Below are 25,416 nucleotides of genomic sequence, written 5' to 3'. Positions count from 1 at the left end.
CTGAAAACAGGACCTCGGGCGGGCGGCTGCGTCGCTCGGACCGAGCCTAATGGCCTCCGATTCAGCGGGTGCGCCGGGTACCGAAGTCGTCGGTCGACACCAGTTCTTCGCCTTCGGCGGCGTCGATGGGCTCGTCGACCACCACACTGCCGGTGTCGTCCCACACCTCGTCCAGGGCCCAGTCCTCCGGGTCCCAGCCGTCCACAATCACCTCGGGTCGGCCCGGCTCCGGCGACAACTCGTGGTCGTCGTCGAGCGGGGTCTGCTCGTCGACGGGGATGAATTCGATGGCTGCTTCGTCGACCACCGGAATAGACTCGACGCCCTCGTCGTCGGTGTCCGAACGGCCTTCTTCGCCACGGCCGTCGTCGTCGTAGTAGTCATCATCGATGATGTTCGACCGCGCGCGGCGTCTGCTCGGCAACGCGCTGTACACCAGGGCCGTCACCGATCCGATCACGGCGATCCACCCGAACATGAACACCCCGGCCACCGGCAGGTTGGCGCCGACCTTGCCCAGAACGCCCAACTCGCCACCGGCCAGCACGCTGGCGATCACCAGGAAGAGCGATGAGGTCGCGGCCGCGACCACCACCATCCGGATGTTGCGCAGCAGCGATTTGTCCAGACAGAGCCGGCCCACGAAGAGCGCTGTGCCCGCGATCCCGATCAGCAGCAGCGCTGTCCAATGCCCGGCTCCGCCATCGGGAAGCGCGGCGAGTACCGGCAGTGGCGGAACCTGACCGCCCTGTGATCCGAACAGGTCGACGGTTGCCCCGCCGACGGCCACCGGCGCCCCGACCAAGGCGCCCGCCGCACCGATCACCATGTTCGGCAGGTACAGGATGGAGAGCAACGTCAGTCCGAGACCACCGATCCAGCCGTTCCCGGCCGCGAGCAGGTCGCCGGCCACCGACCAGTTGATCACCAGCCGCACTGCCACCACCATCGCGCCGAGCGTCATGAGTGCGGTCACCGCAACGACTCCACAGCGAAGTCCTTTGAGGACCCAGTCCGCAACTCCTGCGCGCACGACCAGGGTGGACCACCATTTGAGGCCCACGCCGATTCCGGCGCCGACTGCATGCACTGCGAACGTGCAGGCGAAGGCCAGCAACGCATCCGGGCTCTGGATGGTCATCACGGTGGATGCGTCCATCACCACCGCCAGGGACAGGATGGTGGCGAGAAGGGGCCCGCCGATGGCCGAGAGGATCACGGCCGTCACCTCGCTGTGAGGACGGTCGACATCTGTTGCCCGCGTCGTGGCCCGCGCCACCGCAGCCACCATCAGCAGGGTCGGGGCCAACGGCAGGACCCCGATGGTGACCTCGCCGATGGTGAGTGGGATCTGATGGATGCCCAGCCACATGGACGCAACGGTGGCAGGCAGACTGCCGAGCCCGTCACCGACCGCAACAAGGGTCAGCGCGGCGATGACAACCAGGATCGCGAGGGTGATCGCAGTGGTCCCGAACGCCAGGCGAACAAGTGCCCGTGCCGAGTCCGCGGCGCCCACCTCGTCGGCGCGGCGGGTCCGGCGCATCTCACGCAGACGCGCGGCGAGATTTTCCGCTGTAGAGCTGGCCACCCTTGTCAGGGTGTCATTTGCCCGGCGAACAGATGGTCAGGCGCGCCGAGCGGTCGGCAAGACGAGCGGCCTCCCCTACACCCGTGCGGTGGCAGACGTCACGGGCACACGAAAAAGCCGGCCACCACACATCGTGTGATGGCCGGCTCCTCCTGACCTGGACCGAAGTGCTTGGTCAGCGCTCCGGCGACTTGAACTGCGTGGTCTGGTCGCCGTAGGGGTTCTGCTGCTCACCCGACGGCGTCGATGGGGCCTCGTACGGCGCGGAAGCACCGGGCTGAGCGCCGAAGCTGCTCGTTCCCGGAGCCGACGACGGCGTGCTCGGCTGACCTGGAGCCGTGGACGGCGACGACGGGCTCGACGGGACCACCGTGGTGGCATCCGACGATCCGGCAGGCCCGGAATCGGACTTGCCCAGTCCGATCGAACCCGAGTCGGTGCCCTGCTGCCCGTAACCCGACTGTGCGTAGGGATTGCTCTGACCGGGCGCAGCCTGGTGACCACCGGAATGCTGGTCACCTGAGCCGGCAGCCGTGGCTCCGCTGCTCTGGCCGTAGGAGGAGGCCGCGCCGTATCCGCCTGCCTGGCCGTATCCGGTGCTCTGGTCGCCTGCCTGGCCGTAGCTGGTGCCCTGGTCGCCGGTCAGGCTGCTGTTCGAATGCTGACCCGTGCTGTTCGACGCGGTGTCCGCGCTGGCGTTCGAGGCGCCAGAACCAGCGGTCTTGATGATCCCGGCCTCGGTGAGGAGCCACGCAATGGCGACGGCGGCCTGGAGGACGGCGAAGACGATCGCGAGGATGAATCCGATTCCGGCGTCGATGTCACCCTTGGTGAAGAACTGGAACAGCAACACCAATGCGCCGATGACCGACAGCGCGGCAACGATCCCGCTGAGCTTGGCGTTCTGCCGGAGGAGCGCTGTGGTGAGCGCGATGAGACCGGCTGCCCCGAGAAGCGCGATGGCCGTGGGGAGTCTGAGGAACAGGTTGTTCTGGTCGACGTCGAAGCCTTCGGCGTCGAACGCGGGTGCGAAGCCGAGGAAGAAGTTGATCAGGCCCAGTGCGCCGACGGCATAGGCAAGGTATTTCGCGAGATCGGCGGGCAGCCCCTTGGGCCCCTGTGACTGGCCGTAACCCTGTTGTCCGTAACCCTGCTGTCCATAGCCCTGCTGGGCGTAGCCCTGGGCCGGCTGCTGGCCGTAACCCTGCTGACCGTATGGCTGCGACGGTTGCCCGTAGCCCTGCTGACCGGCGGGCTGCTGGCCGGCGGGCTGCTGGCCGTAACCCTGTGCAGGCTGACCGTAGCCCTGGCCGTAACCGGGATTCTGCGCCTGCTCGCCACCGGGCTGCTGGCCATAGCCGGGGTTGTACGACGGCTGTCCTGATTCGTGCTGCCCCGCGCCGGGGTACTGCGAGCCCTGGTACGGCTGCTGCGAACCGTAGCCGGACCCACCGGGTTGATAGCTCATGTTCACTCCTGCTGTTGAGGGTGTTCGTCCCGCGTGCTGCTCGGCGGATTTATATGTCGCGCCTTACGCTAGTACATCCACTGGTGACGACAACCGTTGATTTCGACTGCGACAACAAACGGACTACGTCACTTCCAGCTGTGTTCGCGGCCCTGCTGTCGATACCAATCGAGTAATTCCGGTGCGTCCACCGACCGCGGGTCCACCGCGACATCGGCGCGACCAGCCAAGATCGCGGTCACCGGTACCTCCAGCTTCTTGCCGGTCCGGGTGTGTGGGATGCCCGGTGCCACGATCACCTCGTCGGGGACGTGTCGCGGCGACAGCCTGTGCCGAATGTCCGAACGCACCTGCGCGACGAGTGATTCGTCGAGGGATGCACCCGGGGTGAGGGTGACGAACAACGGCATCCAGTACGCGCCGCCGGGGCCGTCGACCCCCACCACGAATCCCTCGGCGATCTGGTCGATGCCCTCTACCACCTCGTAGATCTCGGCCGAGCCCATCCTGATCCCGTTGCGGTTCAACGTCGCGTCACTACGACCGTGGATGATGATGGATCCGCGTTCGGTGACGGTGACCCAATCGCCGTGTCGCCACACATGTGGACGGGGGCCGGCGGCCCACCGGTGGTCGAAATACGCCTTCCGGTAACGCTCCCCGTCAGGGTCATTCCAGAACCCCACGGGCATGGACGGCATGGCGGTGGTGATCACCATCTCTCCGACCTCGCCGATCAGCGGTTCGCAGTGCGCACTCCAACTGGCCAGTTGGACACCGAGATACCGCGCCGACAGCTCGCCCGGCACCACCGGGACGCCTGGCGAGCCGCCCGCGCAGGCGGTCACCACATCGGTCCCCCCGCTGATCGAGGACACCGGAATACCCTCTCTCACATTCTGATCCACCCAGATGAACAGATCTGCCGCGAGCGTGGAACCGGTGCTGCCGATGGTACGTAGCGCGCTGAGGTCGTGATCTGTACCTGGATGGAGCCCGGCCTTACGAGAGGCCTGCAGCTGTCCGGGACTGGTACCGAAGTAGGTGACCTTCTCCGATTCGACCAAGCCCCACAGCCTGTCGGCATCCGGATTGAGCGGGTGGCCGCTGTAGCAAATGATCCTGGCCCCCACCAGCAGACCGGCGACCTGGTAGTTCCACATCATCCAGCTCAGGGCCGTCTGCCAGAAGAACACGTCGTCGCGGTTCATCGCACCATGCAGGCCAACGGCTTTGAGGTGTTCGAGCACCACCCCACCGTGGCCGTGCATGATGCCTTTGGGCTTTCCGGTGGTGCCGGAGCTGAACAGCACCCAGAGCGGATGGTCGAAGGGTACCGGTTCAGGCTTCAGGTCTGCCGAACGGCCTGCGGCGACGGAGAACTCGACGGCTCCGTCGGCCGAATCCTCATCTTCCGGGTCGGATTCGGCGGTACGCACGACCAGCTGCCCGGTCAGCGTCGGGAGCATTCCGGCCAGCTCCGCACTGTCGCCGCGTTTGTCGATCCACTTGCCGCCGTAGTGATAGCCGTCGGCCCAGATCATCACCAGCGGGTCCAATTGGGCAAAGCGGCCGGCAGCACCGGCCGGCGCGTAGTCCTGGCCACAGCCCGAGAACACCGCTCCGAGCGAAGCGGTGGCCAGGAACGCGATCACGGCCTCGGGCACATGCGGCAGGTAGGCCACCACCCTGTCGCCTCGCCCGACGCCCATCTCACGCAATGTCGCTGCAACACCGACGATCTGCTGTGGAAGTTCACCCCACGTGATCTCGGTACGGCGACCGTCCTCGCTCAGCCCTACGATGGCGACACCGCCCTGGTCGGTGTGCGACAGGATCTGGTCGACATAGTTGAGGGAGACGTCTGGGAACCACCGTGCACCCGGCATCTCGGGATCGCGCAGTACATCGGAGTCGGCGTCGCCGAGCGTGCTACCGCCGGTCGCTCGCACGCCGAAGTGGTCCCACACCACGCGCCAGAACTGCTCGGGCCGGTCCACCGACCACTGCCACAGATCGTCGTACCCGTTGAACGTCAGTCCGCGGGCAGCACCGACCGCTTCGGCGAACTCGTCCATTCGACTCATCGGCCGATTCCGAGGATGTCCAGGGCACTCTCCCGCATCTGGACCTTGCGGATCTTACCCGTGACCGTCATCGGGAACGCTTCGACCACGTGAACGTATCTGGGGATCTTGTGGCGCGCGATCTTTCCGTCGGCGAACGCGCGGAGATCGTCGACGGTGAAATCGCTGACGCCGTCACGCAATTGCACCCATGCCATCAACTCCTCGCCGTATTTCTCATCCGGCACCCCGATGACCTGGGCGTCGAGGATGTCGGGATGGGTGTAGAGGAACTCCTCGATCTCGCGGGGGTAGATGTTCTCACCGCCGCGGATCACCATGTCTTTGATGCGGCCGGTGATCTGGACATAACCGTCCTCATCCATGACGGCCAGATCGCCGGTGTGCATCCAGCCGTCGCCGTCGATGGCCTCGGCCGTCTTGTCGGGCTGGTTCCAGTATCCGATCATCACGCTGTAACCACGGGTGCAGAACTCGCCGACGTCGCCGCGGGGCACGGTGTCCCCCGAGGCCGGGTCGACGACCTTGATCTCCAGGTGTGGTGCAACCCGGCCGACGGTGCCCACACGCCGGTCGAACGTGTCGTCGGAGCGCGTTTGCGTCGACACCGGCGACGTCTCGGTCATGCCGTAACAGATGGACACCTCCGACATGTGCATCTTGTCGATCACCTGCCGCATCACCTCCGCCGGGCACGGCGATCCGGCCATGATCCCCGTGCGCAGGGAGCTCAGGTCATAGGTGTCGAAATCGGCCAGCGCGAGCTCGGCGATGAACATCGTCGGGACGCCGTACAAGCTGGTGCAGCGTTCGCCCGCAACAGCATCCAGCGTCTTGGCGGCGTCGAACCCTGGTGCCGGAATCACCATCGCCGACCCATGGGTGGTGGCCGCCAGGTTTCCCATCACCATGCCGAAACAGTGGTAGAACGGGACAGGGATGCAGATCCGATCCTGGTCGGTGTAATTGCACAGTTCCCCCACCAGATAGCCGTTGTTGAGGATGTTCCGGTGGGACAGGGTGGCACCCTTGGGATTACCTGTTGTGCCGGAGGTGTACTGGATGTTGATCGGGTCGTCGGGTGTCAGCGTCGACGCGATGTCGTCGAGTGCGGACAACTCTGATTGTGTTGCGGTCGAGAGCAGTTCGGACCATTCATCGGAACCGAGTAGCACCACCGATGCGAGGTCGGGACAGTTGTCGATGGCGGTGGTGAGCATCCCGGCGTAGTCGGCGTCGCGGAACTGCGGTGCAGCGATCACGGTGCGCGTTCCCGACTGTTGCAACGCGAACTCGATCTCGGTCTGGCGGTAGGCCGGATTCAGGTTGACGAGGATCAGACCCGACTCCGCCGCCGCGTACTGAGTCAGCACCCATTCCGCACAGTTGGGGGCCCACAACCCGATTCGGTCGCCAGGCACCAGGCCACTGCGAGCCAGGCCGGCAGCCAACGCACGCACCTGATCACGGAACTCGCGGTAGGTCCATCGCCGACCGGTCGGGACGTCGACCAGGGCCTCGTTGTCACCGAATCCCTCGACGGTCTGTCGCAACGACTCCCCGATCGTGACGGTGAGCAGCGGCGGTTGCGGCAGCCCCTCTGCGTGCGAGGGCTCAGGTGTTGCCATGAAAGCGCTCCTAGTGTGATTCGGCGCGGCGCATGATCGCCTCCGCCTGTCCCAACAGGGGTGAATCGATCATCTGCCCGCCGACCTGGAAGACCCCGCCGGTGTTGTCTTTGTCGGCACCCAGAATTTGCTCCGCCCAACGGATCTCGTCGTCAGTGGGCCGGTAGGCCGCTCGAACGACATCCACCTGCGACGGGTGGATACACGCGGTGGCCTCGTAGCCGAGGTTCACCGCGTCGAGCGCCTCTGCGTGTAGACCGTCGGTGTCGGCGATGTCGATGTGTACCGAGTCGACGGCGAAGCGCCCGTGGGCTGCGCAGGCCAACCGAACCATTCCGCGAACCTGCCTGACCACGTCTCGATAACGTCCGGTGTTGGCTTCGCCGGTGCTGAACCGGCTCGACCGCCCGCCCATGGCGGCGACGAGGTCTTCTGCGCCCCACATCAGCCCGATGCAGTTCGGCGCCGAGGCGATCTGCTCCACGGCCAGGGCACCGGCGGGGGTCTCGATCAAGGCGATCACCTGGTACCCGACCTGTGACAGATCCTCGGCGGTCTCACTCTTGGACAGCATGACAACGCGGTACGCCGTCTGCGCGAGGGCTTTGAGGTCGCGGTAGTGGTCACCGGTGCCGGCGGCATTGATCCGCACGATGGTGATGTTCGGGTCGATCGGATTGTTGATCAGCGCTTCGCGAGCGGCCTCGCGTGCCTCAGGGCGCACCGCATCCTCGAGGTCGATGATGACCGCGTCGGCGCGCTCTGCAGCTTTGGCATACCGCTCGGGACGATCTGCGGGGCAGAACAGAATGGCCGGGCCGGGCGGACTCCAGTTGGTCACCGGTGCTCCTCCTATGTCTCGGTGCGCCACCTGTCTGGACCTCACGTGACGCGCTTGCGCACGAGCGTGGACCGCTGAGCTACAGCAACCACGTCGCCGTGCTGGTTTCTTCCGATGTGACGCAATGACACCACGCCCTCGCCGGGTCTGGATTTGCTTTCCCGTTTTCCCGTGCATTCGGTCTCGGCATACAGCGTGTCACCGTGGAAGAGCGGTGCGGGGAACGCGATCTCCGAGAAACCGAGATTGGCCACCAGGGTTCCCTGCGTCAATTGACTCACCGACAATCCGACGATCGTCGAGAGGGTGAACATCGAGTTCACCAGTCGCTCCCCACCGAAACCCGGTTGTTCGGCGGCGTACGCCGCGTCGAGATGCAGCGCCTGGGTGTTCATGGTCAGGGTGGTGAACAAGACGTTGTCGGCCTCGGTGACCGTGCGCCCTGGCCGGTGTTCGTACACCGTGTCCACCTCGAACTCGTCAAACCACAAGCCGCGCTGGGTGACCCGACGTGGCTGCGGCGAGTCCTCGCTCTGGCGGTCCGTCTCGCTCACGCCGGTCATGCGAAACCCAGCTCGCGCGCGATCAGCATCAACTGCACCTCGGTGGTGCCCTCGCCGATCTCCAGGATCTTCGAATCCCGGTAATGGCGTGCCACCGGATACTCGTTCATGAAGCCGTAGCCGCCGTGGATCTGCGTGGCCATGCGTGCGTTGTCCATGGCGGCCTCGCTCGAGACCAGCTTGGCGATCGCCGCCTCTTTCTTGAACGGTTTGCCGGCGAGCATCTTCGATGCCGCGTGGTAGTACGCGGTGCGCGCGGTGTGTGCGCGAGCCTCCATCCGGGCGATGGCAAACGACACCGATTGGTATTCGCCGATGGCCTTGCCGAATGAGTGACGTTCCTTGGCGTACTTCACACTCTCGTCCACGCAGCCCTGCGCCACCCCGGTCGCCAACGCCGCGATCGCGATCCGTCCCTCGTCGAGGATGGACAGGAAGTTGGCGTAGCCGCGGCCGCGTTCACCGAGCAGATTCTCCGCGGGCACCCGCGCGTCACTGAAACTGAGCGGGTGGGTGTCCGACGCGTTCCACCCCACCTTGTTGTACGCGGGCTCGGCGGTGAAACCCTCTGTGCCGCTGGGCACGATGATCGTCGAGATCTCCTTGCGGGCCGACCCGTCCGGCCCCGGTGACCGCGCTCCGGTGACGGCCGTGACGGTGACCAGCGAGGTGATGTCGGTGCCGGAGTTGGTGATGAATTGTTTGGCACCGTTGATGATCCACTCGTCGCCGTCCTGTTTGGCCGTGGTGGCGGTGGCACCCGCATCGGAGCCCGCGCCCGGCTCGGTGAGTCCGAACCCTGCCAACGCGCGGCCGGCAATCAGGTCCGGCAGCCACTTCTGCTTCTGCTCTTCGGTACCGAACCGGTAGATCGGCATGGCGCCGAGGCCCACACCGGCTTCGAGGGTGATGGCCACCGACTGGTCCACCTTGCCCAGTTCCTCGAGCGCGAGCGACAGCGCGAAGTAGTCTCCTCCCATCCCGCCGTATTCCTCACCGAACGGCAGACCGAACAGGCCCATCTCCCCCATCTGGCGCACCACCTCGTACGGGAAGGTGTGTTCGGCATCGTGTTTGGCCGATACCGGGGCAACCACCGACTGTGCGAAGTCGGCCACTGTCCTGCGCAGTTCGTCGTACTCGACCGTCAGGTCGTCGGTGATGGTCATGTGGGATTTCCTTCCGAGTGGTCGATGATCGTTGCCAGCCGCTGGCCGCTGGTGACCTTGTCGCCGACTGCGACCACCACCGACAGGTCACCGGCACGTGGAGCGGTCAGCGTGTGTTCCATCTTCATCGCCTCGACCACCAGTACGGGCGTACCGGCCTCCACCGACTCGCCTCCTGGATGCAGCACGGCGACAACGGTTCCCGGCATGGGACTGGTGATCTCCCCGAGTTCCTCGGCATCGATGGACGACCGCAGGATCTTCGACTCGGCAATTTCCCAGGTACCGGCCGGGCCGCTGACCCAGTAATGCCCCGGACTGTCGGTCCGGTGGCCTGCGGCCGGCTTCGGTGGTGCCTGAACGATCAGCCATCGCGACGTCATGCCGTCGAGGGTGAGTCGCTCGCCGGACACCGACGCTGTGGCTGTCCGGTCACCTATGGTGACGCGGGCGTCGGTCTCCGGTCCGGTCACCGCAACCGTCACCACATCGTCCCCGACCTGCAGGCGTGTCCTCGTAGGTGCTGGTCCACCGATGCGCCAGCCGACCTGCGAGGTCCACGGTGTCTCACCGCTGCGACCGGTTCGCACCCGGTGAAGCCCGACCAATGCCAGTGCCTCGAAAGGGGGCGGGGGTTCGCGGTAGTCGACGACGAGGCGGTCGAGCAGCTCGGTGTCGAGCTCTGCGGCCCGAACATCGGGCTGGTCGAGCACGTGGCGGCAGAACCCGATGTTGGTGCGAACGCCGAGCACGTGGGTGCGCGCCAACGCTGCATCCAGACGGGCGATGGCGTCGGCTCGATCATCGCCGTGGACGATGACCTTCGCGAGCATCGGGTCGTAGTCGCTGCCCACCACGTCTCCGGTGACGATGCCCGAGTCGACCCGGACACCAGGGCCGGCGGGTTCGTCCACGAGGAGCAGGGACCCACCGGTGGGAAGGAATCCGGCAGCAGGGTCTTCGGCGTACACCCGGGCTTCGATTGCGTGGCCGGTCATCGTCACGTCGTCCTGGGCGAAATCCAGTTTGTCCCCCCGGGCCACCCGCAGCTGCCAGTCGACGAGGTCGACGCCGGTGACCATCTCGGTGACCGGGTGTTCCACCTGCAGACGGGTGTTCATCTCCATGAAGAAGAACTCGTCGGGTTTGTGTGCCGAGACGATGAACTCCACCGTTCCGGCGCCGGTGTAGCCGACCGACCGCGCCGCGTCGCAGGCCGCCGCGCCGATGCGGGCACGCGTGGCGGTGTCGAGCAGCGCCGAGGGCGCCTCCTCGATGACCTTCTGGTGCCGTCGCTGGAGGGAACATTCGCGCTCACCGAGATGCACCACGTTGCCGTGGGTATCGGCGAGTACCTGGACCTCGATATGACGCGGGGTGTCCACGAACCGTTCGAGAAACAGCGTGTCATCGCCGAATGCCGCCTTGGCCTCGCGCCGGGCGGTCCGCAGCGCGGCGGGCAGGTCGACCGGATCGGCAACGCGGTGCATCCCTTTGCCGCCACCGCCCGCGCTCGGTTTGATGAGCACGGGGAACCCGATGTCGGACGCTGCCTCGATCAGGTCGTCGTCGGTGAGCCCGGGCCGGGAGATGCCGGGAACCACGGGGACGTCGCGGGCCGACACAGCCTCCCGCGCGGCGATCTTGTCGCCCATGATCTCTATCGCCGCTGCCGGCGGGCCGAGGAAGACGATCGACGCCTCCGCCAGTGCACGTGCGAACGCCGCGTTCTCCGAGAGGAATCCGTATCCGGGATGCACCGCATCGGCGCCGACACTTCGCGCGGCAGCGATCACCGCGTCGATCTTCAGGTAGCTCTCGGTCGCGGCGGCCGGGCCGAGTCGGACGGCCTCGTCGGCCATGGCCACGTGCAGCGAATCAGAATCTGCGTCCGAGTACACCGCAACGCTGCGGACTCCCGCCTGCCGCAGAGTGCGGATCACCCGGCAGGCGATCTCCCCGCGGTTGGCGACCAATACCGTGTCTATCTGTTTCATCGCCACATCACATCCGAAAGACGCCGTAGGACACCGGCGCGAGCGGTGCGTTGCGCGCAGCGGCAAGCGCCAGCCCGAGCACGGTGCGGGTGTCGGCGGGATCGATCACGCCGTCATCCCATAGCCGTGCGGTGGAGTAATAGGCGTCCGATTGTGATTCGAACTGCTCGCGAATCGGCGACTTGAACTGTTCCTCGTCCTCCGCAGACCACTCCTGACCGCCACGCTCGATCTGGTTGCGCCGCACGGTCGCCAAGGTGTCCGCAGCCTGCGGTCCACCCATCACCGAGATGCGCGCATTGGGCCACATCCACAGAAACCGTGGCGAGTAGGCACGCCCACACATCGAATAGTTGCCGGCACCGAACGATCCACCGATCATCACGGTGAACTTGGGCACCCGAGCGCAAGCCACCGCGGTGACCATCTTGGCGCCGTTCTTGGCGATCCCGCCCTGCTCGTATTCCCGTCCCACCATGAACCCCGTGATGTTCTGCAGGAACACCAGAGGAATCTTGCGTTTGTCGCACAGTTCGATGAAATGCGCTCCCTTGAGCGCACTTTCACTGAACAACACACCATTGTTGGCGATGATGCCGACAGGGTGGCCATGGATGTGGGCGAATGCGGTGACCAGCGACGTCCCGTATCCCGCCTTGAACTCATCGTATTGACCGGCGTCGCAGATGATCTCGATCACCGCGCGAACGTCGTACGGGGTACGAGCATCGGTGGGGACCACGTCGTAGAGATCGGTCTGCGCCGCAACAGGTTCGCGAACCGGCTGCACGTCCCATTGCGGGGGGTCGGCCGGCCCGAGCGTGGCGACGATCCGCCGGACCCGTTCGAGCGCGTCCTCGTCGTTGTCCGCGAGGTGGTCGGTCACCCCGGACACGGTCGAGTGCATCAGTCCGCCACCGAGGTCCTCGGCGCTGACATCTTCTCCGGTTGCGGCCTTCACCAGTGGCGGTCCGGCGAGGAAGATGGTGCCCTGATCGCGCACGATCACCGTCTCGTCACTCATGGCCGGCACATAGGCACCACCGGCTGTGGACGACCCGAGCACAGCCGAGATCTGCGGGATACCTGCCGCACTCATGTTGGCCTGATTGAAGAAGATGCGCCCGAAATGGTCGCGGTCGGGAAAGACCTCGTCCTGCTGCAGCAACATCGCGCCGCCGGAGTCCACCAGGTAGATACACGGCAACCGGTTCGCCGCCGCCACCTCCTGGGCTCGCAGGTGCTTCTTCACGGTCACCGGGTAGTAGGTGCCGCCCGACACCGTCGCGTCGTTGGCGATCACCACGCACTCACGTCCGGCCACCCGCCCGATGCCGGCGATCACCCCCGCCGCGGGCGCCTTGCCCCCGTACATGTCCTCGGCTGCCAGCGGCGCGATCTCCAAGAACGGACTCCCGGCATCGAGAAGCGTGTCGACCCGGTCACGAGGCAGCAGTTTCCCGCGGTCCAGGTGCCTGGCCCGCGCCTTCTCGCCGCCGCCCTGGGCCACGCGATCCAGTCGGGCACGCAGAGCCGCCACGTTGGCTTCATGCGTTGCACGCCACCGGGGTGCGGTTGCGGTCGTGGACACCGGCGTCCACCGCCTTTCAGTTAGGAACGATTAACTGAAGTCACTGTAAGTGCTGGCAGACCCATTGTCACGCGATTGGCGACATCACGGCCGAAGTTTCACCGATCCCGCCCACGCCCACACACACCGCCTGCCCCCGATATCCGCACGCGCTGAGATCCGTCGTGACCCGCATCACAGGTTGACGTACGATCGCGGTACCGAAGAACAAGCTCCGACCCACCACCCCCGGGTCGGCACAACACAATAGAGAGCCGGGTAAACAGCCATGACCCTCGTTACGCAGAACCACCACGACGGCGACCACGACCGCGATCCACTGGGCGGAGCAGCCGCTTCCGTCGAGTCCTTCTCACTGGACGACCGCTACACCCGCGAGTCCGGGACCGTCTACCTCACCGGCATCCAGGCACTGGTCCGGATGGTGCGTGACCGGGCCCGCCTCGACCGTAGGCAGAATCTGCGCACAGCGTCTTTCATCTCCGGCTACGAGGGTTCTCCGCTCGCCGGTTACGACCTCGAGATCGCCCGTCGCGCCAAGTACCTCGACCCCTTCGACGTGGTGCATCGCCCGGGACTCAACGAAGAGATCGCCGCGACATCAGTGATGGGTTCGCAGGTGGCAGCCCAGGTCGGAACACTGTCGAACCGCGGAGAGAACAGTGCGCTCGACGGCGTGGTCGGCTACTGGTACGGCAAGGCACCAGGCCTCGACCGGGCCACCGATGCCCTCCGGCACGCCAACATCATCGGCACCCACCCCACCGGCGGCGCCGTCGCCCTGGTCGGCGATGATCCGGGTGCCAAGAGTTCCACCGTCCCCTGCGCCTCCGAGATGGCGCTGGCAGACCTGTACATGCCGATCCTCTATCCCGCCGACTCCCAGGACATCCTCGACCTCGGAGTCCACGCCGCGATCATGTCTCGGGTGTCCGGCCTGTGGACGTCGATGAAGATCTCCGCCCATGTCGCCGACGGGGCATCCACCGCTGATGTGCACCCCGACCGCATCCTCCCCATCTACGGCGATCTCGGTACCAGTCCACATGTCCCCAGCGGAAAGCTGTTGGGCGCCAACCTCATGGAGCTCGAACAGAACCAGCTGACGATCCGTCTGCCCCGCGCGATGGAATACGCACGCATCAACAGGCTCAACCGGATCGTCTCGCGCACCCCGGACGACAGGATCGGCATCGTCGCGGCGGGCAAGACCTACCTCGATGTCCGCGAAGGGCTGCGGCTGATGGGGATCACCGACGCCGACCTGGGCCGCCTGGGCATCCGGATCCTGAAGATGGGCATGGTGTACCCGTTCGAGCGCGAGATCATGACCGAGTTCATCGCCGGGCTCGACGAGGTCATCGTGGTCGAAGAGAAACGCGACTTCCTCGAAACGATGATGCGCGACATCCTGTTCCGCCGCCCGGACGTACCGAACATCGTCGGCAAGTCCAACGAAGACGGATCCACCCTGTTCTCGCGGTTCGGCGAACTCGACATCGACTCGGTCACCCGCGGTCTCGCGAACCGACTCGCCCGTCACCACCAGATCCCCGAAGCCACGAACTGGCTCGAGACCAGCGGTCGCAGTCGGGGCCGCATCGAACTACCGCTGGCAGTGCGCAGCCCGTACTTCTGCTCGGGATGTCCGCACAACAGCTCCACCAAAGTCGCCGACGGAACATTGGTGGGCGCCGGGATCGGTTGCCACGCCATGGTCTTGCTCATGGACCCCGACCAGGTCGGTGACATCGCCGGAGTCACACAGATGGGTGGCGAGGGTGCGCAGTGGCTGGGAATCTCCCCGTTTGTCGACGAGAAACACTTCGTGCAGAACATCGGCGACGGAACCTTCATGCACTCGGGATCGCTGGCGTTGCGTTCGGCGGTCGCCGCCGGGTCGAACATCACCTACAAGCTGCTGTTCAACGGCACGGTCGCGATGACGGGCGGACAGAACCCGGTCGGTCAGATGGACCTGCCGCAGATCACCAAACTACTTCTGGCCGAGCGGGTTCGGCGTGTGGTGGTCACCTCGGACGATCCGATTCGCACCCGTTCCCTGCAACTACCGCCCGGGGTCGAGGTGCGCAGTCGCGACGACATGATGCAGATCCAGCAGGAGCTCGCGGCCATCGAGGGTGTCACTGTGCTCATCCACGATCAGCACTGCGCCGCCGAGAAGCGCCGCAAGCGCAAGCGCGGTGAGCAACCGACTCCCACCACGCGCGTCATGATCAACGAGCGGATCTGCGAGGGGTGCGGCGACTGTGGCGAGAAGTCCAATTGCCTGTCGGTGCATCCGGTGTCGACGGAGTTCGGTCGCAAGACCCGGATCGATCAGAGTTCGTGCAATCTCGACTTCTCCTGCCTCAAAGGCGATTGCCCGTCGTTTGTCACGATCACCCCCGGCGAGGCCGCTCGGGTTCGCCACACGGTGCCGAACATCGACGCCGACGTATTGCCGACACCCACCGCCACCAAACTAATCGACGACGGATTCACCCTCCGGGTCACGGGTATCGGCGGCACCGGGGTTGTCACGGTGTCCCAGGTGATCGCCACCGCAGCCGTTCTCGACGGGCACGTGGCACGCACGGTCGACATGACCGGGCTGGCGCAAAAGGGCGGCGCAGTGGTGAGCGACGTCAAGGTCAGCTCGGGCGTGGTGGAACAGGCGGCGAAAGTCGCGTCGGGTGACTGCGACCTCTACCTGTCGTGCGACGGACTCGTCGGCGTGGACCCGGCGAACCTGAAGGTGGCCTCGCCCCTCAAGACCACCGCCATCGTCTCCACCACCAAGATCCCGACAGGCGCAATGGTCATCGACACCTCGGTGTCCTACCCCAGCGATGCACAGATTGCGTCGTCCATCGACCGGTCGGTGCAACGAGGCATCTACCTCGACGCCGGCGAACTCACGCTCGAACTCTTCGGGGACGAGCAGTACGCCAACATGCTCCTGGTGGGTGCGGCGTTCCAGTCGGGAGCCATGCCGATCACGGCCGAATCGATCGAGCGTGCCATCGAGCTCAACGGCGTTGCAGTCGAACGCAATCTGCAGGCGTTTCGCCGCGGCCGGCAGATCGTCGCCGATCGCGAGGCGGTCAGATCTGCTGTTGCGGCCGCACACCCGGCGCCCGCACCATGGCAGCCCAGCACCCGGGCCATCACCCTCACGCGGTCGCTGGACAGTGTGAGCACCGAGGTGCTGGGCACGGTGCGCCGCCGGGTCGATGAACTGATCGACTACCAGAGCGTCTCCTACGCAACCGATTACGTCCGGTTCGTCGGTGATGTCGCACGCGCCGAAGGCCGGCCCGAGGTGGGCGGCCTCACCGACGCCGTGGCGCGCAACTTGTTCAAACTGATGGCCTACAAGGACGAGTACGAAGTTGCACGTCTGACGCAGGACCACCAGTTCGCAGCCGAGGTCGCCGGCCAGTTCGGTGAAGACGCAAAAGTTGCTGTGCGCCTGCATCCGCCGACTCTCCGGTCGCTGGGCATGCGCAAGAAGATCGCCATCGGGGCCTGGGGCACGCCTGCGCTGAAGTCACTGGCAAAAGCCAAGCGCCTGCGTGGCACCAAGCTCGATCCGTTTGCGCGTGCCAAGGTCCGCGAGACCGAGCGGGCACTGATCGTCGAGTACCGCGAACTCATCACCCGGTTGCTGGAGGCCTTTGCGGACGGCCGGCTGACCGCCGACGACATGCCTTCGGCTGTTGCGGTGGCCGAGCTGCCCGACATGGTGCGCGGATACGAAGACATCAAGATGCGCAACGTGGCCCGGTACCGCGAAGCAGTGGCCGAACACACTGCGGCACTGAATATCTGAACCATCGGCACCCCACGCAGTACGCGAGGACGCTCCAGGAGCACGTGGGCGTCCTCGCGTTCTGTCACCTCTGGTCAGCGGTGTCGCACCACCGGGGTCACGAACTCAGCAGAGCCGCGTGAGCCATCCGAGCGAGGATCATGTGCAGACGCCGGGCATCCAGATCCGGGAGTCGCGGCGAGGAATTGATCAGTCCGAACACGGCCTGAACCCGCGTCCGCGCTTCCTGCCGGGGTATCGAGCCATCGAGTTGGATCAGCGTGTCGGCCCACAGTTCGACGTACTGCCGCTGTAGCCGCCTGACCGTGCGACTGGCTTCGGAAGCGAGTGACGAGAAATCCCGATCTTGCACGCGGATCAGCTCGGGCTCGGTGGTCGCGAACCGTACGTGGAAGTCGATCAGACCGTCCAGTGCTTCGTCGGGTCCGTCGGTGGAGGCGACCACCGATTGGCCGCCGTCGAAGAGCCGTTCCGAGATGCTGATGAGCATCTCGGCCAGGACTGCGTCCTTGCCCGTGAAGTGCCGGTACATCGCCGGACCGCTGACACCCACCGCGGCGCCGATGTCTTCGAGACGGACCCCCGCAAATCCTCGCTCGGCCATCAGACGTGCCGCTGCAGCCAGCAACTCCCGCCGCCGCGCCGCTTTCGCCAGACCCCTGCGCGTGACCGGAGCGGGTCCGGACGGGGTTTCTGCCGACGACTCGTGGACGTCATCATCCGCGGGCTCTGCGGGCCCGTCAGGAGTTCCGGCTGATGCAGTGGTCATCGCCTGCTGAGGTTACCCGCCCGACCCATGGGTCGGGAACGGGTTCGCGCAGCCGTCATACCGCACGTCAACGATGCAACGCGCGCCTGGCCAGCCGGTTCCCGAGCCACTGACCCAGTTGCACCAACACGATCAGCATCGCGATGACCACCACGGTGAGCTTCCAGTTGAATTGCTGATAGCCGTATTGCTGGGCGAAGTCGCCCAACCCCCCGCCACCGACGTATCCCGCCATCGCGGACATGTCCACAATCGCGACGAAGATGAATGTGTAGCCGAGCACAAGCGGCGCAAGACCTTCCGGGATCACCACCGTCAGCAACGTGCGAAGCCGGCTTGTACCCATCGCGCGCGCCGCCTCCACCACACCCGGGTCGACGGCCACGAGATTCTGCTCCACCACGCGCCCGATCACGAACACAGCCATCACCGTCATCGGGAATATCGCTGCCTCGGTACCGATCCTGGTGCCCATCACCTCTTTGGTGAGCGGTGCCATGGCCGTGATGAAGATGATGAACGGGATCGGCCGGACGATGTTGACCGCCACGTTGAGAAGGTTGTAGACAACCGTGTTGGCAAGCAGATTGGTCGGGCGGGTGGCGTAGAGCAGGGCACCGAGACCCAGCCCGATGACGCCGCCGATCACCAGCGTGAAACCCACGAGCTGGAAGGTCTGGATGACCGCGTCCCACAGGATCGGCCGCAGCTCCGGAGTGATGATGTCGCCGAGGAACACGGGCTACACCTCCTCTTTCACCGGATGTTCGGTGACGTCGGTCAGTTCGCGGAGGGCTGCAAGCGCCGCGTCGATCTCCCTGTCGCCACCCTGCAATGCAAATGTCAACGAACCGAACGGGCGCCGGGACAGTTCGATGATCCCGCCGTAGACCACGGTGGCCCGGACGCCGGGCCGCGCCAGGGCTCCGGTGACATCGACCGTGCCGGAATCGGTTTCCCGTACCGCAACGGTCACGAATCGACCGCTGTGGCGGGAGCGCAACCTGACGAGCGTCTCCCCCGATGGCGCATCACCGACCGCCGAACGCACCAGGCGTCGCGTGATCGGCGACGCGGGCCCGGAGAACACGTCGTACACCAGACCCTGCTCGGCGAGCCGCCCCGAATCGAGGACGGCCACCCGGTCACAGATGTCACGCACCACGTCCATCTCGTGGGTGATGACCACGATGGTGGTGCCCAGCTCGCGGTTGACCCGTTTGAGCAACCCGAGGATCTCCGCTGTCGTGTCCGGGTCGAGCGCACTGGTGGCCTCATCGGCCAGCAGGATCTTCGGTGACGTCGCCAGTGCCCGTGCGATTCCCACCCGCTGCTTCTGTCCACCGGACAGCTGCTGCGGGTACTGACGGGCCTTGTCACCGATGCCCACGAAGTCGAGGAGCTCGGTGACGCGAGCGGCACGCGCCGATCGCGTCATGCCCGAAACCTTCAGTGGGAACTCGACATTGCCGGCAACGGTGCGCGACGAGAACAGGTTGAACTGCTGGAAGATCATGCCGATGTCCCCGCGCACGCGGCGCAACTGGCGTTCACGGGCTCGGCTGATGTCCTCGCCGTCGATCAGGATCTGCCCCTCGTCGGGGGTCTCCAGACCATTAATCAGCCGAACCAAGGTGCTCTTACCCGCACCTGAATATCCGATCACCCCGGTGATGTCGCCGCGGGCGATGTCCAGGTCCACCCCGTCCACCGCGACGAGCTGTTTGCCTCCTTTGCCGCGAAACCGCTTGGTGGCGCCCCGGAACGAGATGGCGGGTTCCTCAGGCACCGCTCGACTTCACCTGCTCCTGGAGTTCGACGGTGAGCTGCTGCAGTTCGGACGCGGGGTTCGTCTTGAAGACCCCGCTTGCGCCCAGGTCTTTCTTCGCCGCCGCTTCCACCTCGGGGTCGTGGTAGAGCGCGGCCAACTTCAGGTAGTCGGCGTTGTCCTTGTCTTCGTCGCGTGCGACGAAAGCGTTGATGTACGGCTTGGCGATATCGCCGTTCGGGTCGTCTTGAGCGATCACCTTGTCCGCGCCGAGATTTGCCGACGTCGCATAGTTGTTGTTGACGATCGCGGCATCCACGGAATCAAGACTCTGGGCGGTCTGGCCGGCGTCGACTGCGGTCACCTTCACCTTTGACGCACCCTCGTTGATGTCGGCCAGGGTCGAGAACGCGGACCCGCCGTTCTTCAGGGAGATCAGACCGGCCTGCTGCAACACCAAGAGGCCGCGGGCCTGGTTGGTCGGGTCGTTCGGGATCACCACGCTGCCACCCTGCGGGATCTCGTCCAGAGACGCGTGTTTGGTCGAGTACAGCGGCAGAGGATAGACGGCCGTTGCACCGATGGGCACAAGGTTCTGATTGTTCTTGGCGTTGTAAGTGGCGAGGTACAGCAGGTGCTGGAACTCGTTGAGCTGGAGTTCTCCCTCGGCCAGCGCGGGATTGGGCTGGTTGTAGTCGGTGAAATTCACCAGCTCGACGTCGATGCCCTCATCGGAAGCCTTCTGCTTGAACACATTCCAGTAGCTTTCACTGGCGTCGGCGACACCGATCTTCACCGTGTCTGAGTCGTCGCTGCCGCACGCGGCCATCCCCAGGGCCAGCAGGGGCAGAACCAGTAGCAGGGCAAGCCTTCTCAAACGCATGACAACCCGTTCCCTTTCGTCTCACGGCCGAGGCGGCCGAGCACATGAGCGACCGACCGGCGGTCGCGCGTAGTGACTGTAACGACGGGAGACAACACGAGCAGGAAGCGCCGAGGCGACACCGGGCAGACGAAAGTCGTTGACCTGCTCTATTTCCGGGCCAGGAGTTAAAATCCGGCAGATTTTATGGGATCACGCCAATCGAGTGGCTCACCATGCGTAGATGACCCGACTACGCAGCACGATGTCCTGCACCGAACGGCGCCGTCTGTCCACGGCAACCCACAGCAGGCCGATCGGGAAGGTGGTGTAGAACATGGCACGTAACAAAGCGCGAACCGGACCGAGCCGGCCACCCCTGCGGTTGACCACCTCGAGGCCCATCGCAACCGAACCCACTGTGCGGCCCGACACCGTCCAGCAACCTGCGAGGTAGGCAACCGCGACCACATACGTCGCCACTCCGGAGAACAGCACGTTCGGGTTTGGTGTCTCAAAGTTCCCGCTGGTGAACAACAGTCCGAGCAGCAGTGCCCCCAGGTACAAGATTCCGAGGATCGCGGCGACTGTCGCGACATCGAGGACCGCGGCCACACCACGACTGACGATGCCGGCGATCCTGCTCTCGAACTCGTCCCTGCCCGTGTGGTGGGGTTCGGCGACCTCACGCGACTTCTCGGTCATCCCCTGTCCGCCGGGACTTCGGTGGCGGCGCCGGACCGCTCGCCAGGCTTGTCGGGAACACGTCGGTGCACCTCGATGATCACCTCGGCCGGGGGCGGTGTTCCGTTCAGGGAGCCGGCGTCAGGATGCCGGCCGTTCCGGGCCGGCGGCTCGACCGGGCGGGCAGCGCGCTTGCCATCGTGACGTCCGAGCAGTCGTCCGACGACCCCTGCCACCACGTCGTCGGCGCGTGCCCCCTGTGTCCGGACGTCTTCGAGCACACCGGTTGTCAACGTGGTGGTCGAGTCACGAACGATCGCTTGGAGATCGACCCCGTCGATGATCTGATTCGCCAGTTCGATGAGATCGAGACGCCCGATGATCGCGTCGACGTCGATCTTCGCGGCGACCGCGTCGATGTCCACGCCGGCAACGGCACGGTCGAGGTCGACGGTTTCGATGATCCTGTCGATGTCCACGCGGTCGAGAATCGCGTCGATGTCGATCCGGGCCGCGATGCGATCCACGTCGATCCCCACGGCGATCCGATTGAGGTCCACGTGGCCACGCACCAGTTCGGTGAGGTCCACCTCGACGACCAGGGCATCGATCACCTCACGGATGATCACCTTGAGCGACGAACGCGCGACCACGATGGCCGCAGCGAGCGCGCGTTCACCCAGCGCGACAACATCTTCGGTGCGCCTTTGCAGCACACCGCCGACCACCGGGACACGCACCGCAAGCGAGTAGGCCGAGCCCGCCGTTCTCAGCAATCCGTCCAGCAGTGGTCCACCGGTCATGCGCGCGCTTCTTTCACTCGCCGTGACTGAGAACACTACTCGCCGGGCACGCCGCCGAACCCCCGAACTTATGGGGTTGTTCGCGTGCTCTCCTGGATGGTCGTCGACCGGCCGCACCGGATGGAGTGCAAACAACACAAAGCGCCGGCCCCCTTTCGAGGACCGGCGCTTCGTGTTCTGTCTGCTTACAGGCTCTTGTAGAGCTCGCGTGCGAGTTCGGCGGTTTCGGACGGCGTCTTGCCGACCTTCACCCCGGCCGCCTCGAGTGCGTCCTGCTTGGCCTGAGCGGTTCCCGAGCTGCCGGAGACGATGGCGCCGGCATGGCCCATGGTCTTGCCTTCGGGAGCGGTGAAGCCCGCGACGTACCCGACGACCGGCTTGGAGACGTTGGCCTTGATGTAATCGGCCGCCCGCTCCTCCGCGTCGCCGCCGATCTCACCGATCATCACGATGACCTTGGTGTCGGGGTCCTTCTCGAACGCCTCGATGGCGTCGATGTGCGTGGTGCCGATGACCGGGTCACCGCCGATGCCGATTGCGGTGGAGAAGCCGATGTCACGCAGCTCGTACATCATCTGGTAGGTCAGCGTTCCGGACTTGGAGACCAGACCGATGGGCCCGGTGCCCGCGATGTTCGCCGGGGTGATGCCCACGAGCGACTCGCCGGGGGTGATGATGCCGGGGCAGTTCGGACCGATGATCCGGGTCTTGTTGCCCTTCTCCACGTTGTAGGCCCACGCGTATGCGCTGTCCTGCACCGGGATGCCCTCGGTGATGACCACGAGCAGAGGGATCTCCGCATCGATGGCCTCGATGATCGCGTCCTTGGCGAACTTCGGCGGCACGAAAGCGATCGACACGTCGGCGCCGGTCTTCTCGATGGCCTCGGACACGGTGCCGAACACGGGCAGCTCCACGCCCCCGTCATGGCTGACGGTGGTGCCGGCCTTGCGGGCGTTGACGCCACCGACGACCTTGGTGCCTGCTTTGAGCATCAGAGCGGTGTGCTTGGTGCCCTCACCACCGGTGATGCCCTGAACGATGACCTTGGAATCTTTGTTCAGAAAAATCGACATTGATCTGCTGCTCCTACTTGCTCGCCAGTTCGGCGGCCTTGTCGGCGCCACTGTCCATGGTCTCGGCGAGCGTCACCAGAGGATGATTGGCGTCGGCGAGGATCTTGCGGCCTTCTTCGACCTTGTTGCCGTCGAGACGCACAACCAGAGGCTTGTTGGCATCATCGCCGAGCTTCTTCAGCGCACCGACGATGCCGTTGGCGACCGCGTCACACGCGGTGATGCCACCGAATACGTTCACGAAAACACTCTTGACCTGCTCGTCGCCCAAGATGACGTCGAGTCCGGCGGCCATCACCTCGGCCGAGGCGCCGCCACCGATGTCGAGGAAGTTCGCCGGCTTGACGCCGTTGTGCTTCTCTCCGGCGTATGCGACCACGTCGAGCGTGGACATGACCAGTCCGGCACCGTTGCCGATGATGCCGACCTGTCCGTCGAGCTTGACGTAGTTGAGGTCGTTCTCTTTTGCCTTGAGTTCGAGCGGGTCGGTCGCGTCCTTGTCTTCGAACGCCTCGTGGCCGGGCTGGCGGAAATCAGCGTTGGCGTCGAGGGTGACCTTGCCGTCGAGAGCGAGGATCTGATCGTCAGGCGTACGGACCAGCGGGTTGACCTCCACCAGGAGAGCGTCCTCGTTGATGAAGACCTCCCACAGCTTCTGGATCGTCACGGCTGCTGCGTCGAGCACCTCGGCGGGCAGCTTGCCTGCCTCGGCGATGCTGCGCGCGAACGCGAGGTCGACACCCTTGACGGCGTCGACGGGGATCTTGGCGAGTGCGTCGGGGTTCTCCTCGGCGGTCACCTCGATCTCGACGCCACCTTCGACCGAGCACATCGCCAGGTAGGTGCGGTTGGTGCGGTCGAGCAGGAAGGAGATGTAGTACTCCTCGGCGATGTCGCTGGCCTCGGCGACCAGCAACTTCTTGACGACGTGGCCCTTGATGTCGAGGCCGAGAATCGATTCGGCATTCGCGACGGCCTCATCGACGTTTGCCGAGTACTTGACGCCGCCGGCCTTGCCGCGGCCACCGACCTTCACCTGTGCCTTGACCATCACGGGCTTGCCGATTTCTTCGGCAATCTGACGCGCGCCGTCGACCGTGTCGGTTACACGGCCGGCCGAGGTCGGCACCTCGTGCTTGGCGAAGAGCTCCTTCGCCTGGTATTCGAAGAGATCCATTCAGCTCACCATCTCGTAGGTTTGTCCGCTGTTGGTGTTGCGAACCACAGCGACCTTAGCGTCGCGCCGAACAGCCACGATCACTACTCCCTGCAGCTTGTGCCACAGATCACTCGGGGTGCTGCCTGTTACCGCTCACCGGTTGCCGATCGCGCCGACCTGCGACGCAGCCGTGAACAGCACCTAAACGTATCTGTGATGCGCCTCACAACATCACAGCAATTCTCGCGTCCGGTTGCGGTCGTCGCAATCATTTCGTTACCGTTCCTGAGGTCAGAAGGTCACGGATCCGTCACATCGAGTTTCCGTACCGCCTGCGCGGATCACATTCATCGGCGCGGGCCAGTTGTCAGAAAGGCTCAAGCTGTTGGTAGTTCGCGATTCGATCACCGGCGATGTTGCGCATTCGCGCACTTCGGCTCGGACCATCGACGGCGAACGACCCGGTGATCCGCACGACAACTCCATCACGTCGATCATTCCCATCGATGACTTCGGTCTCGAGGAGTACGCCGACGGGCCGCTGACCCAGTGGCGCAACGCCAGCGTTGACGGCGGCCGTCGCCGGGCCGGTGCCCGCCGATTCGACCGCGATGCCTACGACGCCCCGCGCCCGGTCGAGATCACGCAAGACATCATCGTCGCCGAGGTCGAACTCGACGAGATTCTCCATGATCATCCTTTCGAGGTCCACGGCGCCGAGTTCGATGATTTTGCACCCGCAGCCGATGAGACGTCGTGGTCGCCACAGAAACAGACTTCCCCGCGCCGCAGTGGCGGTAAACACCGCATCGCCGCGCCGCCGCAGGCCCTCAAGGGACGTGCAGCGCTGATGGCTGTTGCGGCCGGTGCTGCCGTCGCCGCCGCCACAGGTCAGTTCGCACAGCCTGCCGCCGAGCCCACCCAGTCCGCGGCTCCTACGCCCGTGGTGAACCCGATCAGCACAGACGAGAGTCTTGCCGCCGGAATCGCCGCTGCGCCCGCACCGGCCAACATGGACACCTTCACCGAGCAGCTGGCTGTCGGCCAGGAACTCGCTGAAGCAGCGCATGCGCAAGACGAAGCCGCACGCATCCCGCTGTTCGCTGCCCCCATCCCGGCCGGCGCGTACACCTTCACCTCCACGTACGCGAACCGCTGGGGTTCGTTCCACGGCGGCATCGACCTCGCCGCACCCCTGGGCACTCCCATCCACGCCGTCACCGACGGCGTCGTGATCGAGGCCGGGCCCGCTTCCGGGTACGGCAACTGGGTACAGATCCAGGCGGAAGACGGCACGGTCACCATGTACGGGCACATGTCCGCAGGCGGCGTGCTCGTCAAGAAGGGCGACAAGATCATCGCCGGCCAGAAGATCGCCGAAGTCGGCAGCGAAGGCTTCTCCACCGGCCCCCACCTCCACTTCGAGGTGTGGAAGAACGGAACCATGAAGATCGACCCAGCTCCATGGCTCGCGGCCCACGGCATCAGCCTGGCCTCCTACACCGGAAGCTGAGCTTCTCTCCCT

General features: G+C 65.2%; 19 protein-coding genes. 2 read left to right on the top strand and 17 right to left on the bottom strand.

What is annotated here, in order from left to right:
• Positions 1-61: 61 nt before the first annotated feature.
• From ACVWY6_RS11445 to ACVWY6_RS11405, 9 genes are all read right to left on the bottom strand, one after another.
• A complete protein-coding gene (locus ACVWY6_RS11445) occupies positions 62-1,591 on the bottom strand; it encodes a cell division protein PerM (RefSeq protein ID WP_457538095.1) in 1,530 nt (509 codons plus the stop codon).
• 175 nt (positions 1,592-1,766) lie between these two features.
• Positions 1,767-3,059, bottom strand: a complete 1,293-nt coding sequence (locus tag ACVWY6_RS11440) for a DUF5336 domain-containing protein (RefSeq protein WP_457538093.1) — start codon at positions 3,057-3,059, stop codon at positions 1,767-1,769.
• Between the two features lie 128 nt (positions 3,060-3,187).
• A complete protein-coding gene (locus ACVWY6_RS11435) occupies positions 3,188-5,137 on the bottom strand; it encodes an acetoacetate--CoA ligase (protein WP_457538590.1) in 1,950 nt (649 codons plus the stop codon).
• Positions 5,138-5,142: 5 nt separating this feature from the next.
• Positions 5,143-6,774, bottom strand: a complete 1,632-nt coding sequence (locus tag ACVWY6_RS11430) for an AMP-binding protein (RefSeq protein WP_457538091.1) — start codon at positions 6,772-6,774, stop codon at positions 5,143-5,145.
• A 10-nt stretch (positions 6,775-6,784) separates the two neighbouring features.
• Complete coding sequence (locus ACVWY6_RS11425; RefSeq protein WP_457538090.1) at positions 6,785-7,615, bottom strand: HpcH/HpaI aldolase/citrate lyase family protein; 831 nt, start codon at positions 7,613-7,615, stop codon at positions 6,785-6,787.
• 41 nt (positions 7,616-7,656) lie between these two features.
• The gene (locus ACVWY6_RS11420) at positions 7,657-8,169 is read right to left on the bottom strand and encodes a MaoC family dehydratase (protein ID WP_317713160.1); all 513 of its coding nucleotides are present in this window, start codon (positions 8,167-8,169) and stop codon (positions 7,657-7,659) included.
• Between the two features lie 5 nt (positions 8,170-8,174).
• Positions 8,175-9,347, bottom strand: coding sequence for an acyl-CoA dehydrogenase family protein (locus tag ACVWY6_RS11415; protein ID WP_116915954.1), 1,173 nt, complete (start codon positions 9,345-9,347; stop codon positions 8,175-8,177).
• Positions 9,344-11,344, bottom strand: a complete 2,001-nt coding sequence (locus ACVWY6_RS11410; protein ID WP_457538088.1) for an acetyl/propionyl/methylcrotonyl-CoA carboxylase subunit alpha — start codon at positions 11,342-11,344, stop codon at positions 9,344-9,346. Before ACVWY6_RS11410 ends, ACVWY6_RS11415 begins: the two co-directional genes overlap by 4 nt.
• A 7-nt stretch (positions 11,345-11,351) precedes the next feature.
• Positions 11,352-12,935, bottom strand: coding sequence for a carboxyl transferase domain-containing protein (locus ACVWY6_RS11405; protein WP_457538086.1), 1,584 nt, complete (start codon positions 12,933-12,935; stop codon positions 11,352-11,354).
• A gap of 268 nt (positions 12,936-13,203) precedes the next feature.
• Here ACVWY6_RS11405 and ACVWY6_RS11400 point away from each other — a divergent pair, with 268 nt between their 5' ends.
• The gene (locus tag ACVWY6_RS11400) at positions 13,204-16,770 is read left to right on the top strand and encodes an indolepyruvate ferredoxin oxidoreductase family protein (RefSeq protein WP_457538084.1); all 3,567 of its coding nucleotides are present in this window, start codon (positions 13,204-13,206) and stop codon (positions 16,768-16,770) included.
• A gap of 97 nt (positions 16,771-16,867) precedes the next feature.
• Here the strand turns inward: ACVWY6_RS11400 and ACVWY6_RS11395 are convergent, their stop codons facing one another.
• The 8 genes from ACVWY6_RS11395 to sucC form a co-directional block, all read right to left on the bottom strand.
• A complete protein-coding gene (locus ACVWY6_RS11395) occupies positions 16,868-17,539 on the bottom strand; it encodes a TetR/AcrR family transcriptional regulator (protein ID WP_457538082.1) in 672 nt (223 codons plus the stop codon).
• 67 nt (positions 17,540-17,606) lie between these two features.
• Positions 17,607-18,278 carry a methionine ABC transporter permease gene (locus tag ACVWY6_RS11390; protein WP_023962693.1) on the bottom strand — a complete coding sequence of 224 codons (672 nt, stop codon included), beginning with the start codon at positions 18,276-18,278 and terminating at the stop codon, positions 17,607-17,609.
• Positions 18,279-18,281: 3 nt separating this feature from the next.
• Positions 18,282-19,328, bottom strand: coding sequence for a methionine ABC transporter ATP-binding protein (locus tag ACVWY6_RS11385; protein ID WP_457538080.1), 1,047 nt, complete (start codon positions 19,326-19,328; stop codon positions 18,282-18,284).
• Positions 19,321-20,190 (bottom strand): MetQ/NlpA family ABC transporter substrate-binding protein, encoded by an 870-nt coding sequence (locus ACVWY6_RS11380; protein WP_457538079.1) that lies wholly within the window; start codon positions 20,188-20,190, stop codon positions 19,321-19,323. The genes ACVWY6_RS11385 and ACVWY6_RS11380 overlap by 8 nt, the downstream gene beginning before the upstream one ends.
• Before the next feature lie 210 nt (positions 20,191-20,400).
• Positions 20,401-20,874, bottom strand: a complete 474-nt coding sequence (locus tag ACVWY6_RS11375; RefSeq protein ID WP_023962687.1) for an RDD family protein — start codon at positions 20,872-20,874, stop codon at positions 20,401-20,403.
• Positions 20,871-21,656, bottom strand: coding sequence for a hypothetical protein (locus ACVWY6_RS11370; protein WP_457538077.1), 786 nt, complete (start codon positions 21,654-21,656; stop codon positions 20,871-20,873). The genes ACVWY6_RS11375 and ACVWY6_RS11370 overlap by 4 nt, the downstream gene beginning before the upstream one ends.
• Before the next feature lie 185 nt (positions 21,657-21,841).
• On the bottom strand, positions 21,842-22,732 hold the full coding sequence (gene sucD, locus ACVWY6_RS11365; protein WP_023962683.1) for a succinate--CoA ligase subunit alpha: 891 nt from the start codon (positions 22,730-22,732) through the stop codon (positions 21,842-21,844).
• A gap of 13 nt (positions 22,733-22,745) precedes the next feature.
• Positions 22,746-23,909 (bottom strand): ADP-forming succinate--CoA ligase subunit beta, encoded by a 1,164-nt coding sequence (gene sucC, locus ACVWY6_RS11360; RefSeq protein ID WP_023962681.1) that lies wholly within the window; start codon positions 23,907-23,909, stop codon positions 22,746-22,748.
• A 367-nt stretch (positions 23,910-24,276) separates the two neighbouring features.
• Here sucC and ACVWY6_RS11355 point away from each other — a divergent pair, with 367 nt between their 5' ends.
• Positions 24,277-25,404: a M23 family metallopeptidase gene (locus ACVWY6_RS11355; protein ID WP_457538074.1), complete on the top strand. Its 1,128-nt coding sequence runs from the start codon at positions 24,277-24,279 to the stop codon at positions 25,402-25,404.
• The last annotated feature ends 12 nt before the right edge of the window (positions 25,405-25,416 follow it).

The organism is Williamsia sp. R60, assembly GCF_054063855.1.
The sequence above is the reverse complement of the archived record's forward strand: the minus strand, read 5'-3'. Positions and strand labels throughout refer to the sequence as shown.